The sequence below is a fragment of the Aeromicrobium phoceense genome (assembly GCF_013868155.1).
Lineage (GTDB): Bacteria > Actinomycetota > Actinomycetes > Propionibacteriales > Nocardioidaceae > Aeromicrobium > Aeromicrobium phoceense.
On record NZ_JACEOG010000002.1, the window covers coordinates 355,720 to 369,021 of the forward strand.

The 13,302-nt window shown below is 69.8% G+C and carries 12 protein-coding genes and 3 tRNA genes; 11 read left to right on the plus strand and 4 right to left on the minus strand.

Going from position 1 to position 13,302, the window contains the following annotated elements; all coding sequences use genetic code 11:
- The first annotated feature begins 24 nt into the window (after nt 1–24).
- From H1W00_RS15060 to H1W00_RS15085, 5 genes are all read left to right on the plus strand, one after another.
- Nucleotides 25–1,233: a deoxyguanosinetriphosphate triphosphohydrolase gene (locus tag H1W00_RS15060; protein ID WP_181756627.1), complete on the plus strand. Its 1,209-nt coding sequence runs from the start codon at nt 25–27 to the stop codon at nt 1,231–1,233.
- Nucleotides 1,234–1,295: 62 nt separating this feature from the next.
- A complete protein-coding gene (dnaG, locus tag H1W00_RS15065; protein ID WP_181756628.1) occupies nt 1,296–3,179 on the plus strand; it encodes a DNA primase in 1,884 nt (627 codons plus the stop codon).
- Nucleotides 3,180–3,506: 327 nt separating this feature from the next.
- A complete protein-coding gene (locus tag H1W00_RS17200) occupies nt 3,507–4,046 on the plus strand; it encodes a sigma factor (protein WP_420826887.1) in 540 nt (179 codons plus the stop codon).
- Nucleotides 4,009–4,081, plus strand: a tRNA-Asn gene (locus H1W00_RS15080). Before H1W00_RS17200 ends, H1W00_RS15080 begins: the two co-directional genes overlap by 38 nt.
- A 90-nt stretch (nt 4,082–4,171) precedes the next feature.
- Nucleotides 4,172–4,248 (plus strand) — tRNA-Met (locus tag H1W00_RS15085).
- A gap of 21 nt (nt 4,249–4,269) precedes the next feature.
- Here the strand turns inward: H1W00_RS15085 and H1W00_RS15090 are convergent.
- Nucleotides 4,270–5,469, minus strand: coding sequence for an RtcB family protein (locus tag H1W00_RS15090; RefSeq protein ID WP_181756629.1), 1,200 nt, complete (start codon nt 5,467–5,469; stop codon nt 4,270–4,272).
- Nucleotides 5,470–5,610: 141 nt separating this feature from the next.
- Between H1W00_RS15090 and H1W00_RS15095 the strand changes: the two genes are divergently transcribed.
- Nucleotides 5,611–6,057, plus strand: a complete 447-nt coding sequence (locus H1W00_RS15095) for a phosphatase domain-containing protein (RefSeq protein ID WP_181756630.1) — start codon at nt 5,611–5,613, stop codon at nt 6,055–6,057.
- A 160-nt stretch (nt 6,058–6,217) separates the two neighbouring features.
- A complete protein-coding gene (locus H1W00_RS15100) occupies nt 6,218–6,688 on the plus strand; it encodes a DUF3145 domain-containing protein (protein ID WP_462564493.1) in 471 nt (156 codons plus the stop codon).
- A gap of 7 nt (nt 6,689–6,695) precedes the next feature.
- On the opposite strand, the gene H1W00_RS15105 is transcribed toward H1W00_RS15100, so the two are convergent.
- The gene (locus H1W00_RS15105; RefSeq protein WP_181756632.1) at nt 6,696–7,208 is read right to left on the minus strand and encodes a hypothetical protein; all 513 of its coding nucleotides are present in this window, start codon (nt 7,206–7,208) and stop codon (nt 6,696–6,698) included.
- Between the two features lie 59 nt (nt 7,209–7,267).
- Between H1W00_RS15105 and H1W00_RS15110 the strand changes: the two genes are divergently transcribed.
- Nucleotides 7,268–8,239, plus strand: coding sequence for an alpha/beta fold hydrolase (locus H1W00_RS15110; protein ID WP_181756633.1), 972 nt, complete (start codon nt 7,268–7,270; stop codon nt 8,237–8,239).
- On the opposite strand, the gene H1W00_RS15115 is transcribed toward H1W00_RS15110, so the two are convergent.
- A complete protein-coding gene (locus H1W00_RS15115; RefSeq protein WP_181756634.1) occupies nt 8,176–9,261 on the minus strand; it encodes a phosphatase PAP2 family protein in 1,086 nt (361 codons plus the stop codon). The two genes, H1W00_RS15110 and H1W00_RS15115, sit on opposite strands and share 64 nt — an antisense overlap.
- Before the next feature lie 57 nt (nt 9,262–9,318).
- Nucleotides 9,319–12,078 (minus strand): pyruvate dehydrogenase (acetyl-transferring), homodimeric type, encoded by a 2,760-nt coding sequence (gene aceE, locus H1W00_RS15120; RefSeq protein ID WP_181756635.1) that lies wholly within the window; start codon nt 12,076–12,078, stop codon nt 9,319–9,321.
- Nucleotides 12,079–12,195: 117 nt separating this feature from the next.
- Between aceE and H1W00_RS15125 the strand changes: the two genes are divergently transcribed.
- The 3 genes from H1W00_RS15125 (at nt 12,196) to H1W00_RS15135 (ending at nt 13,301) form a co-directional block, all read left to right on the plus strand.
- Nucleotides 12,196–12,582 carry a DUF3052 domain-containing protein gene (locus H1W00_RS15125; protein WP_181756636.1) on the plus strand — a complete coding sequence of 129 codons (387 nt, stop codon included), beginning with the start codon at nt 12,196–12,198 and terminating at the stop codon, nt 12,580–12,582.
- Nucleotides 12,579–13,043: a peroxiredoxin gene (locus H1W00_RS15130; protein WP_181756637.1), complete on the plus strand. Its 465-nt coding sequence runs from the start codon at nt 12,579–12,581 to the stop codon at nt 13,041–13,043. The genes H1W00_RS15125 and H1W00_RS15130 overlap by 4 nt, the downstream gene beginning before the upstream one ends.
- 181 nt (nt 13,044–13,224) lie before the next feature.
- Nucleotides 13,225–13,301 (plus strand) — tRNA-Val (locus H1W00_RS15135).
- Nucleotide 13,302 lies beyond the last annotated feature (1 nt).

Below are 13,302 nucleotides of genomic sequence, written 5' to 3' on the forward strand. Positions count from 1 at the left end.
CGCGCGGCTCGCTAGGGTGACCGCGTGGACCGGTACGGGAGCGAGGCGCGCGAGCGGGTCGTGCCCGAGCCGGCGAAGCGCTCGGGACGCACCTCGTTCGAGCGCGACCGTGCCCGGATCCTGCACTCCTCCGCACTGCGGCGCCTGGCCGGCAAGACCCAGGTGATGGGCGCCGGCACCGACGACTTCGTCCGCAACCGGCTGACCCACTCGCTCGAGGTCGCCCAGGTCGCCCGCGAGCTGGGAAAGAGCCTGGGCTGCGGCCCCGAGATCGTCGACTCCGCCGCGCTGTCGCACGACCTCGGGCACCCGCCGTTCGGGCACAACGGCGAGACGGCGCTCAACGAGGTCGCCGCGTCGATCGGGGGCTTCGAGGGCAACGCCCAGACGCTGCGGATCCTGTCGCGCCTCGAGGCCAAGACCTTCGACGCCAGGGGCCGCAGCGTGGGCCTCAACCTGGCCCGCGCGACGTTGTCTTCGTGCGTGAAGTACCCGTGGCGTCGCGGCGAGCGGGACACCCCGAAGTTCGGCGTCTACGAGGACGACCTGCGCGTGTTCGAGTGGCTGGACATGAAGGGCCGGCTGACGATGGAGGCGCAGGTCATGGACCTGTCGGACGACATCGCCTACTCGGTCCACGACGTGGAGGACGGGGTCGTCGGGAACTGGTTCAGCCTCGTCGGCGACCTCGACACGCCGGGCTCCTGGCGCGTGGCGCGTGACTGGTACGACGCGAGCGCCACCGACGACCGGCTCGACGCGGCGCTGGAGCGGCTGCGGGCACTGCCCGAGTGGCCGGCGTCGGCGTTCACGGCCGACCGGTCGTCCCAGGCGGTCCTCAAGAGCCTGACCAGCGCCCTCATCGGTCGGTTCGCCGGCGCCGCGTACGAGGCCACCGTGGAGCGATGGGGGACCGGTCCGCTCGTGCGCTACGAGGGCGAGCTCGAGGTGCCGCGCGACACCCTCGACGAGATCAACGTGCTCAAGTCACTGGCGGCGCACCACGTGATGCGGGCCGACCCGCGCGTGCGCGACCTCGCGCAGCAGCGCGACCTGCTGCACGGGCTCGTGGCCCACCTGCGACTCAAGGGCGAGGGCGAGCTGGAGCCGGAGTTCGCCACCGACTTCCGGGCCGCGGCGGACGACGCCCAGCGCCTGCGCGTGATCGTCGACCAGGTGGCCAGCCTCACCGATGCCTCGGCGCACGCGTGGGCGCGCCGGCTGCTGGGCTGACCCCGGCCGCCGGGACGCCCGTATCCAGATCGGGCGTGGGTCGCAGCACCTAGGATGACCTCATGGCGCGCATCAAGGACGAGGACATCCAACTCGTCCGCGAGCGGGTCCGCATCGACGAGGTCGTCGAGCAGTACGTCACGCTGAAGAACGCGGGCGGCGGAGCCCGCAAGGGACTGTGCCCGTTCCACGACGAGAAGAGTCCGTCGTTCAACGTCCGCCCGGCCCAGGGCTTCTACCACTGCTTCGGCTGCTCCGCGGGCGGCGACGCCATCAAGTTCCTCATGGAGATCGAGGGTCTGTCCTTCGCGGAGTCGGTCGAGCGGCTGGCCGACAAGTACGGCATCCAGCTGCGCTACGAGGAGACCGGCGCCCCCACCGGGCCGCGGCGCGATCCCGGCCAGCGCCAGCGCCTCCTGCTGGCCCACAAGGCCGCCGAGCGGTTCTACGCCGAGCAGCTGATGTCCTCGGGCGAGGCGGCCCCCGGTCGTCGCCTCCTGACCGATCGTGGCTTCGACCAGGCCGCGGCCGAGGTCTTCGGCATGGGCTGGGCGCCCAGGTCGGGGGAGGCGCTCGTGGCGCACCTGAAGGCCAAGGGCTTCGCCGAGGACGAGCTCATCGTCGGCGGGCTCGCCCGGCGATCGGCCCGCGGCCTCTACGACGCGTTCCAGGGCCGCCTGCTGTGGCCCATCAAGGAGATCTCGGGCGAGGTGATCGGCTTCGGCGCCCGGCGGATGTTCGACGACGACTTCATGAAGGGCAAGTACGTCAACACGTCCGAGACCCCCCTCTACAAGAAGACGCAGGTCCTCTACGGGATCGACCTGGCCCGCGACCCGATCCGCAAGGAGAGTCAAGCCGTCGTCGTCGAGGGGTACACCGACGTGATGGCGTGCCACCAGGCCGGCGTGCTCACCGCGGTGGCCACGTGCGGCACGGCGTTCGGCGAGGGTCACGCCCGGGTGCTGCGGCGCCTCATGCTCGACCACGACGCCTTCCACGGGGAGGTGATCTTCACGTTCGACGGCGACGAGGCCGGCCAGCGGGCCGCGCTGAAGGCCTTCGAGGGCGACCAGGAGTTCGTCGGCCAGACCTACGCCGCGGTGGAGGAGCGGGGCATGGACCCGTGCGATCTGCGGCTCGCCGACGGAGACGCGGCGGTCCGCGACCTCATCGGCGCGCGCATCCCGCTCTACCGCTTCGTGCTGGACAACACGCTCGAGCGGTACGACCTCGATCGCGGCGACCAGCGGATCGACGCCGTGCGCGAGGCGGTGCGCCTGGCCTCGGCGGTGCGCGACACCTCCAAGGTCGACGAGTTCCTGCGCGAGATCGCCAACCGCGTCGGGGTCGACATCGACCTCGTGCACTCCGAGCACCGCAAGGCGGCCGGCCAGAAGCCCGCCGCCGCCCGCGCTCCGCGCGGTCCCGCCGTGCCCGAGCCGCCGCGACCCGAGCCGACGGTGTTCGCCAGCTTCGGCGCGCCCCAGTTCGGCGACGAGCGCGAGGCGCTCAAGGCGCTCGCGCAGTACCCCCACGTGGCCCGCACGGTCGCTGCCGACCTCACCGACGATGACTTCGTGCATCCCGTGGCTCGCGAGATCTGGCGTCACATGGTGGCGCAGGGGCTGCCCGAGCAGGCTGACTCCGGATGGCTGCCGGCGGTGGCCGACTCGCTGCCCGGCGACGACCTGCGCCGCGTGCTCGGCGTCGCGGCCGTCGAGCCGATGCACGCCTCCGAACAGGGTGCGGTCTCGGTGGTGCCCGCCGTCCTGGCCCGCCTCCAGGAGCTCTCGCTGGCCCGGCAGATCAGCGACGTGAAGTCGCGCCTGCAGCGCACCGAGCCCACCGCGCCGGAGTACGCCGAGGTGTTCGGCCGGCTCGTCGAGCTCGAGCAGCGTCGCCGCAGCCTGCGCGAGCGCGCCCTCGGCGCCATGGCCCCCTGAGCGCCTGAGCACCTGAGCAGCGCGCGCCGCCGCGCCGATCCTCCGCGAGTGGCGCAGATTCGCCCGGCCGACCCATCGAGAGTGGCGCAGATTCGCCCGCCACTCGCCGAGTGGCGGGCAACTTTGCGCCACTCGGCGTCGGGGGAGAGGGCGGGTCGGGGGCTCCAAGGCGTCGCGGTCGCACCGGCCCTGTGGGCGAGCGGTGCGTCGTCCACAGCGCGGCGCGCGCCCCTGTCGCGGGGGCGCCTTGACCGGGAGGTTGGGGTGGTGTCGCCCTTCGTGCTCCATGCCCTGGCCCAGGTCCCGATTCCCGCGGACGCCGAACGGATGCTGGCGCGCGCCGCCGCGGACGGTGACCGCGCCGCGCGCGAGGAGCTGATCTGCGCCGGGCTGCGCAACGTCGCCCTGCACGCGCTCCGGCTGGGGCACCGGGGCGAGCGCCTCGACGAGGCCGTGGCGGCCGGGGCCGAGGCCCTCATCCTGGCCGTCGACCGCTTCGATCCCGAACGCGGCACGCGCCTGTCGACCTACGCCTGGAGCTGGATCGCGCGGGCCATGACCCCCGACCGCGAGGCCCCCGCGGTCGAGCACCGCACCAGGTCCGTGGGCGGGAGCGACCTGCTCGACGAGCTTCCCGAGCACCTCGCCGCGGTGGCCGGTCTGCGGTACGGACTGCTGTGCGAGGACGGCGTCGGCCTCACCATCGACGAGGTCGCCGCGCACCTCGGACTGACGCGCTGGCAGGTCCGCGATCGAGAGGGGAGGGCCCTTTCGCATCTGCGCGGACGACTTGCTAGAGTTGGTCGCCGTGCTCCTCTTGGGGAGCCGATCCCCCGTAGCTCAATTGGCAGAGCATTCGACTGTTAATCGAAGGGTTATTGGTTCGAGTCCAATCGGGGGAGCGCGCGAGGCCCGGTTCTCACTCTGATACGAGCGAGAACCGGGCCTTCTTCCTTGTCCGGGCGGGTCAACTTGTACGCTCGGACGGCGACGGGGAGGTAGCTCAGCCGGTCAGAGCAGAGGACTCATAATCCTTGGGTCGTGGGTTCGAGCCCCACCCTCCCTACCAAGGTTCGACAGGGCGCCGCCGTCAGTCGCCCTTCACGTTGACGATCTGGCGAAGGGTGTGCCGGATCTCGACAAGATCCTTGGCATCCTCCATCACCACGTCGATGTCCTTGTAGGCCGCGGGGATCTCGTCGATGAACGCATCGGTGTCGCGGTACTCGATGCCGACCATCGCGGTCCTGAGGTCTTCTGCGGTGAACGTCTTGCGCGCCTTGGACCGCGAGTACTCACGGCCGGCACCGTGCGGGCTGCTGTTGAGTGACAGCGCGTTGCCCTTGCCGACGACGACGTAGGAGCGCGTTCCCATGGAGCCGGGGATGAGCCCGGGCGTTCCCTCGGACGCGTCGATCGCGCCCTTGCGGCTCAACCAGACCTCCTTGCCCCAGTGCTGTTCCTTCGTCGTGTAGTTGTGGTGGCAGTTGATCTCCTCCAGGCGCTCCAGCTCGGCGAACGAGCCGTGGGCGCTGCTCGCGCCCAGCCAGTCGTCGAACGAGGCGACCACGCGATCCATCATCTCCTCGCGGTTCAGCAGCGCGAACTCCTGCGCCCACCGAAGCTCGCTGATGTACGCCCAGAACTCCTCCGTGCCTTCGACGAGGTAGGCCAGGTCGGGATGAGGTAGGTCGATCCACCACTTCCGACAGAGGTCCTGAGCCACTTTGATGTGGTGCTGGGCGATCTTGTTGCCGACGCCACGCGAGCCCGAGTGCAGGAACAGCCAGACCGTGTCGACCTCGTCGAGGCTGACCTCGATGAAGTGGTTGCCAGAGCCGAGGGTGCCCAGCTGCATGTCCCAGTTCGTGGCGAAGTGCCCCTTGCCGCTCAGGCCGATCTCGTCGGCCTTCTGGCCGAGTGCGTTGACCCGATCCTCGGTGTGCTTGCCGAAGTACTCGGTGTTGTAGTTGCCGGCGGACAGCGGGATGGCCCGCTCGATGCGCTCACGCAGGCCCCGGAGCGGGATGCCCGCGATGTCGCTGGAGCGGAACTGCGTACGGACGGCGATCATGCCGCAGCCGATGTCGACGCCGACCGCCGCGGGAATGATCGCGCCCAGCGTCGGGATCACGCTGCCCACCGTCGCGCCCTTGCCGAGGTGGGCGTCGGGCATGAGGGCGAGGTGCGGATGGATGAACGGCATCCTGCTCGTCATCTCGGCCTGCGCGCGCGTCTCCTCTTCGAGGATGGACGCCCAGTTCATGAATCGCTTGCTGATCCGCTCCACGGTGATCTCCCTCTTGGTCCCGAGCAAGCGTAGCCATGGTGCAGCGTTCACGGTGGTGCGCGGCGCACCGCGCTCGGCCGGAGGCTCACCGAACGCCGGGTGCTGCTGACTTCGGGCTGAGCGGCACGCCAAGATGGGCGCATGACGCGTGAAGCCGCCCTGTTCGACCTGGACGGCACCTTGTGCGACACGTCGGGCATCGACCACCTCGTGACCGGTGAGGATGCGGACTACCGGGCGTTCCACGCGGCCGCGGCCGGATGCCCGCCGCGCTCCGACGTCCTGGAGGCCCTCGAGGACGCGCGTACCCGGGGACTGGCGGTCGTGCTGTGGACCGGCCGCGAGTTCATCTGGCGCGACCTGACGCTCGACTGGCTCGACCTCCACGGCATCGCCCACGACGGGCTCTACATGCGCTGGGCGGCCGACTACCGGCCCGCGACGGTCGTCAAGACCGCGCTGCTGGCTGACGTCGAGGACGACGGACTGCGGATCGTGGAGGCCTGGGAGGACGACGCCGCCATCGTCGCGCTGCTGCGCGACGCGGGGGTCCCGACGGTCCACGAGGTCGGGGGAGCGGCCTCGTGAACGCGATTCGGCGCCCAGTCCTTGTCGCGGACCCCCGCATGGGCCACAATGGAGCCAGGTATCACCCGAGATCGCTGGGGAAGGCGCACCTAGGGAGGTACCGATGAACACGGTGAATACGGTCCGATCCGGCACCCCACTGACGCGGGGTGTCCTTTTCGTGCACTCTTCGCCCTCGGCGTTGTGCGCCCACATCGAGTGGGCGGCAGCCGGAGTTCTGGGCGGCAAGGTCGATCTGGCCTGGACGCCCCAGCCTGCCGAGCCCGGAACCTACCGCGCCGAGCTGTCGTGGCAGGCCGCTGCCGGCACCGCCGCGTCCCTCGCCTCCGTGCTGCGCGGCTGGGACCTCCTGCGCTTCGAGATCACCGAGGAGCCCACCGCCACGAGCGAGGGCGCCCGCTACTCGTTCACGCCGAGGCTCGGCATCTTCCACGCCATGACCGGGCTCCACGGCGACGTGCTCATCCCCGAGGACCGGATCAAGGCGTTCCGCGTCAAGGCCGCCCAGGGAGACATCTCGATGGACGAGGCGCTCGACGGGCTGCTGGGCGTCAAGTGGGACGCCGAGCTGGAGCCGTTCCGTCAGGCCGGCGAGGGTGCGCCCGTCCGCTGGCTGCACCAGGTGATCTGAGGCTCGCTCAGCCGATCGTGACGGTGATGTCGGGCGTGGAGTCGCCCGACGACTTGTCGGTGACCCGGAACTTCCGCTCGCCGGTGCGCGACGTGTAGATCTTCGTCTCGAACCGCCCGCCGTCGCCGGCCGCGACGGTGACGGGGAAGTCGTCCCACGGTCCGTCGCCGTCCTTGACCTGGATCTGCAGCTGAGCGCCCTTGTCGGCGGTGGGCAGGACGCCCACGATGTCGAAGCGCTCGCCCGGGGCCGCACGGTTGCCCGCGACCGGCGTCAGCTTGGGCTTGGGGCCCTGGTCCTCCGCTTCCGGCTCCGGCGTGGGAGTCGGTGTGGGGGTGGGTGCCGTCGTCGGCTCGCTGGTGGGCGCCGCCAGGGGAGGTAGGTCAGCCGACGTGACGCCGGTGGCGGTCAGGCCGCCCGCCGCGAAGAGTCCGATCCCGACGCCGAGGGCCACGCCGATGAGTGCGAGCCAGCCGAAGGCGCGCGCAGCGGGATGGCGCAGGTCGGGTCGAGACGTCACACCCGAAGTCTACGGGGCTTCTACGAGAAACCGGCGACGCCCTGACCTAGGATGAGCAGATGGTGCTGCCCCCGGAGCGCGGAGCGGTGGACGACGTCGACTACGTCGTGGTCCACGGTTACCGCCGCGCCTACCGGATGCGCGGCTCGGGCCCGCCGCTGCTGCTGCTGCACGGCATGGCGTGCGACTCCACCACATGGTTCCCCGTCATGGACCAGCTGGCCGAGCACTTCACGGTCATCGCCCCCGACCTGCTGGGCCACGGCGAGTCCGACAAGCCCAACGCCGACTACTCGCTGGGCGGATTCGCGAACGGCATGCGCGACCTGCTGACGATCCTGGGCATCGACAAGGTCACCGTGGCCGGGCACAGCTTCGGCGGCGGCGTGGCGATGCAGTTCGCCTACCAGTTCCCCGAGCGCACGGAGCGCGTCGTGCTCGTCTCCAGCGGGGGACTGGGACCGGAGGTCACTCCGCTCATCCGCGCCCTCACCCTGCCGGGCGTGGGCCTCGGGATGCGCCTGGCCACGCTGAAGCCGTGGCGCGGTGGCGTCGCCGGCACGATGCGCGCCCTGTCCCGCGTGCCCGCCGCCCGCGACCTCGACGAGGTGGCCGCGATCTACGAGCGTCTGGCCGACCCCGCCACCACGCTGGCGATCCGTCGCCTGACGCGGACGGTGCTGGACTGGGACGGCCAGTTCGTCACGATGGCCGACCGCGCCTACCTGACCCGCCTGATGCCGCTGCTCGTCGTGTGGGGGCGCAACGACCGGGTCATCCCCGTCGAGCACGCCCAGCGCCTGCCGCTGATGGAGAACTCGCACGTGCACGTGTTCGAGGACTCCGGGCACTTCCCGCACAAGGACCATCCCGACGAGTTCGCGCGCGTCGTGATCGACTTCTGCCGGATCCAGGCCCCGGCCCAGTACCACCGTGGCAAGTGGCGTGCGCTGCTGCGGCGCGGCGATCAGGCCGGGTTGGCCAGCGTGTCGCTCTCCGACGGACGTGAGTCGCCCTCCGCCGTGAGCTGAAGCTTGTGGTGCCGCTGGTGCCAGAACCCGTTGCCCGTCGCCCACCCCGCGAGCGCCACCGAGATCCAGCCGATGAACGCTCCGGCGATGTCGTCGGCGATGAAGTGCCAGCCGAAGTAGATCGTGGCGATGACGGTGAGGACGAAGTAGACCCACGCGGTGATCTGCAGGTAGCGCGGCTGGTCCGTGCGCTGGAAGAACAGCACCGCGGTCAGGGTGACCGAGACGTGCAGCGAGGCGAACGCCCCGATGCCCCAGATGGGAGCCTGCGTGGGGTTCTCGTAGTTCTGTGCCGCGTTCACGAACAGCGAGTACTGCAGCTGGGTGACGCCCGTGGTGGGCAGGTCGTCGAACAGGGTGGCGGCGGAGTAGGCCGGACCAAGCGAGGGGAAGACGTAGTACGCCGCCGCGCCCAGCACCCAGTTCAGCGACAGGGCCGTGGCGTACCAGGCGCCGAGCGAGAAGTCCTTGTTGAGCACCAGGAAGGCGGCCAGCGTGACCGGGATCAGCGGCAGGTAGCTGACGTAGACCGTGGCCAGGATCTGGGCGGCGAAGCCGGTGCCCAGGACGCTGTGCAGGATGTCCGCCGGGTGGTTGCCGAACATCAGCCAGTAGTCCCAGCGCGACAGCATGGTGTCGAAGTTGACGCCCTCGCGCACCGTGGGCAGGAAGCCCTTGATGTTCCGGTAGCTGACGTAGCAGATGTAGAACGTCAACAGGCCCGTGGCGATGTGGAACACCCGGTTCCACGACCACTCGTCGCGAACGATGTCCTTGACGCCGCGCCAGAAGTGACGCACGCCGGCGCGCCGCAACGCCATGGGCACGATGCCCAGGGCGAAGAACGCCAGTCCCATCACGGGCAGGCGCACGTACGCGGGGCCGAGGAAGCCCTCGGGGTCCTTCAGAGCGATGCCCAGACGGGCCGACATGACGATCGCCGTGATGCCGATGGCGGCCGCCAGGGCGACGCCGAAGGTGTACGGCCACGCGCGCAGCACGCCCCACCATCGTCCGAACATGCGGACCAGTCTACGGCGCGCTCGCTGAGAGCATCCTGAGGTGTCGGCCCGTCCGGGTCAGGCGGGACTGCCCTCCTGCTTCACGCCTGCAACGGCAGTGGGATCGTCGATCCGCAGCGAGTCGAACGCCTCCTGGGCGACCTTCGGGTCGATGCGACCCTCACGCCCGAGCGACGCCAGCACCGCCACCACGATCGACTCGGCGTCGATCTGGAAGTAGCGGCGAGCACCCGCGCGGGTGTCGGCGAAGCCGAACCCGTCGGCACCCAGCGACATCCACGAGCCGGGGATCCAGCGCGAGATCTGGTCGGGGACGGCCCGCATGTAGTCGCTCACCGCGATGGTGGGTCCGCCCTCACCCAGCTTGGTGGCGATCCACGGGGTGCGCGGCTCCTCGCCCAGGTGGTTGAAGTTCCACCGCTCGGCCGACTCCGCGTCGCGGGCCAGCTCGTTCCACGACGTGACGGACCAGACCTCGGACGCGACGCCGTACTGCTCGGCCAGCGTGGCCTGCGCCTGGAGTGCCCACGGCACCGAGACGCCCGACGCCAGGATGCGGGCGGGGGAGTCGCCCTCGACCGGGGACGCGGCGTAGCGGTAGGCGCCCTTGAGGATGCCCTCGACGTCGACGCCCTCGGGCTCGGCCGGCTGGTTGATCGGCTCGTTGTAGACGGTCAGGTAGTAGATGACGTCCTCGCCGAAGCCGCTGGCCTCGTTGTCGCCGTCGCCGTACATCCGGCGCAGGCCGTCGCGCACGATGTGGGCGATCTCGAAGGCGTAGGCCGGGTCGTAGTGGACCACGGCGGGGTTCGTCCGGGCGATCAGCGGCGAGTGGCCGTCGGCGTGCTGCAGGCCCTCGCCGGTGAGCGTGGTGCGGCCGGCGGTGGCGCCCAGGAGGAATCCCCGGGACAGCTGGTCGGCCATGGCCCAGAACGAGTCACCGGTGCGCTGGAACCCGAACATCGAGTAGAAGAGGTAGACCGGGATCATCGGCTCGCCGTGCGTGGCGTAGGCGCTGCCCGCGGCGATCGCCGAGGCGGCGGCACCGGCCTCGCTGATCCCCTCGTGCAGCAGCTGACCCTTCTCGCTCTCCTTGTACGCCAGCAGCAGCTTGCGGTCGACCGACTCGTACGTCTGGCCGTGCGGGCTGTAGATCTTCGCCGACGGGAACATCGAGTCCATGCCGAACGTGCGGTACTCGTCGGGCGCGATCGGCACGATGCGCTGACCGATCTGCTTGTCCTTCATCAGCTCGCGCAGCAGTCGCACGAACGCCATCGTCGTGGCGATCTGCTGCTTGCCCGAGCCCTTGCGCAGGTCGGCGTACGCGTCGTCCTGCGGCAGGTCGAGCGGCTTCGCCCGCACGATGCGCGAGGGCAGCGAGCCGCCCAGCTCGCGGCGACGCTCGAGCATGTAGCGGATGTCCTCGTGGTCGGCGCCGGGGTGGTAGTACGGCGCGCCGTCGGGGGAGTCGATCTGCTCGTCGGTGATCGGGATGCGCAGACGGTCGCGGAAGGTCTTCAGGTCCTCGTTCGTCAGCTTCTTCATCTGGTGCGTGGCGTTGCGCGCCATGAACGACTCGAGCAGCCAGCCCTTGATCGTGTGCGCGAGGATGACCGTCGGCTGGCCCTTGTGCTTCGTGGCCGACTCGAATGCGGCGTAGACCTTGCGGTAGTCGTGGCCACCACGCGCCAGCTTCTCGATGTCCTCGTCCGACAGGTGCTCGACGATCTTCGCCAGCTCCGGGTCGGGGCCGAAGAAGTGCTCGCGGTTGTAGGCGCCCGTCTCGATCGAGAGGGTCTGGAACTCGCCGTCGGGCACGCGGTTCATCTGGTTGACCAGGGCGCCGGTGGTGTCGCGCGTGAGCAGGTCGTCCCACTCGCGCCCCCACACCACCTTGATGACGTTCCAGCCGGCGCCGAGGAAGAACGACTCCAGCTCCTGCATGACCTTGCCGTTGCCGCGGACCGGGCCGTCGAGCTGCTGGAGGTTGCAGTTGACGACGAACGTGAGGTTGTCGAGCTGCTCGCGCGCGGCCAGGCCGATCGCGCCGAGCGACTCGGGCTCGCCCATCTCGCCGTCGCCCAAGAACGTCCAGACGTGCTGGTCGCTGGTGTCCTTGATGCCGCGGTTCTGCAGGTAGCGGTTGAACCGCGCCTGGTAGATCGAGTTGATCGCCGCGAGGCCCATCGAGACCGTGGGGAACTCCCAGTAGTCGCTCATCAGCCGCGGGTGCGGGTAGGACGGCAGGCCCTTGCCCTCGCCCTGCGACTTCTCCTGGCGGAAGTTGTTGAGCGCCGACTCGTCGAACCGGCCCTCGAGGAACGAGCGCGCGTAGATGCCCGGCGCCGCGTGGCCCTGGTAATAGATCTGGTCGCCGCCGCCGGGGTGGTCCTTGCCCTTGAAGAAGTGGTTGAAGCCGACCTCGTAGAGGCTCGCCGCCGACTGGTACGTGGCGATGTGGCCACCGACGCCGAGGCCGGGGCGGTTCGCGCGCGACACCATCACCGCGGCGTTCCAGCGGATGTAGGAGCGGATGCGCCGCTCGATGTCCTCGTCGCCGGGGAAGTCGGGCTCCCGCTCGGGCGGGATGGTGTTGATGAAGTCGCTGCTGCGCAGCGCGGGGATGCCGACGGCCCGCTCGCGGGAGCGCTCGAGCATGCGCAGCATCACGTACCGCGCGCGGTCGCGTCCGCGTTCGTCGACCATCTGGTCGAGCGAGCTGAGCCAGTCCTGCGTCTCGTCGGGATCGACGTCGGGCAGCTGTGTGGGCATGCCCCCGTGGATGATGGGGCGGTCGGGGCCGGATGAGGCCATGGTGCACTCCCTGGGGTGTCGGGATGGACCCTTCCATCAAACCACCCGGAGTTCGCTAGTGTGAGTCCGGCAAGCAACCGATAGGCCTTACTGAGCAGTAGGGCAGAAGGAGGTGCGGTGGACGCGGGGAAGCTGGGCTTCGAACCTGACTCCGTCATCCAGGAGCTCGGCTGGGACGAGGACACCGACGAGGAATTGCGGTCGGCGATCGAGTCCCACACGGGCAACGAACTGGTGGACGGCGATGTCGGCGAGGTCGTCGACGGCGTGATCCTGTGGTGGCGCGAGGACGACGGCGACCTGACGGACGCACTCGTCGACGCGACGCAGGACGTCGCCGAGGGGGGATCCGTGTGGCTGCTGACCCCCAAGGTCGGCCGGGACGGACACGTCTCCGGCGCTGACATCGGTGAGGCTGCCCCCATTGCGGGTCTGTCGATCACCACCACCTCCGCTGTCGGTCCGAACTGGGTCGCCACCAAGCTCTCGACGCACAAGCGATGAGCGCGCTCGTCGAGGTCGGCTCCGCCGCACCGGACTTCACGCTCAAGAACCAGCACGGCGAGGACGTCTCGCTGTCGGGGCTGCGTGGGCGGAACGTGCTCGTCGTGTTCTACCCCTTCGCCTTCAGCGGCATCTGCACCGGCGAGCTGTGCGAGATCCGCGACAACCTGGCCGTGTTCAACGACGCCGACGCCGAGGTGCTGGCCGTCTCGTGCGACCCGATGTTCGCGCTGAGGGCCTGGGCGGACCAGGACGGCTACGACTTCAGCCTGCTGAGCGACTTCTGGCCGCACGGCGCGGTGGCGAAGGCCTACGGCATCTTCGAGGAGGGTCCCGGCGCCGCCGCGCGGGGCACCTACCTCATCGATCGCGAGGGCATCGTGCGCTGGAAGGTCGAGAACGGACTCGGTCAGGCTCGGGATCTCTCTGCGTACCGTGAGGCACTTGCGTCACACGGCTGAGTTCTGAGCAAATTTTCAGGGCGGAACGCGGGGAAATCACTCACGTCGGCCATGGGGATCTGGTTTGATAGGACTACCGCGCCGCCGGGGACCCGAGACCCCGGCGGCGCGGCTTTTCTGTGCATGGGCTCGGCACGGGGTCGTTGCGTTACCGTTCTCGTGCACTCGACGCGTGCAGACGGGGCGAATAGCTCAGTTGGTCAGAGCATCCGGTTTACACCCGGAAGGTCGGGGGTTCGAGCCCCTCTTCGCCCACCAT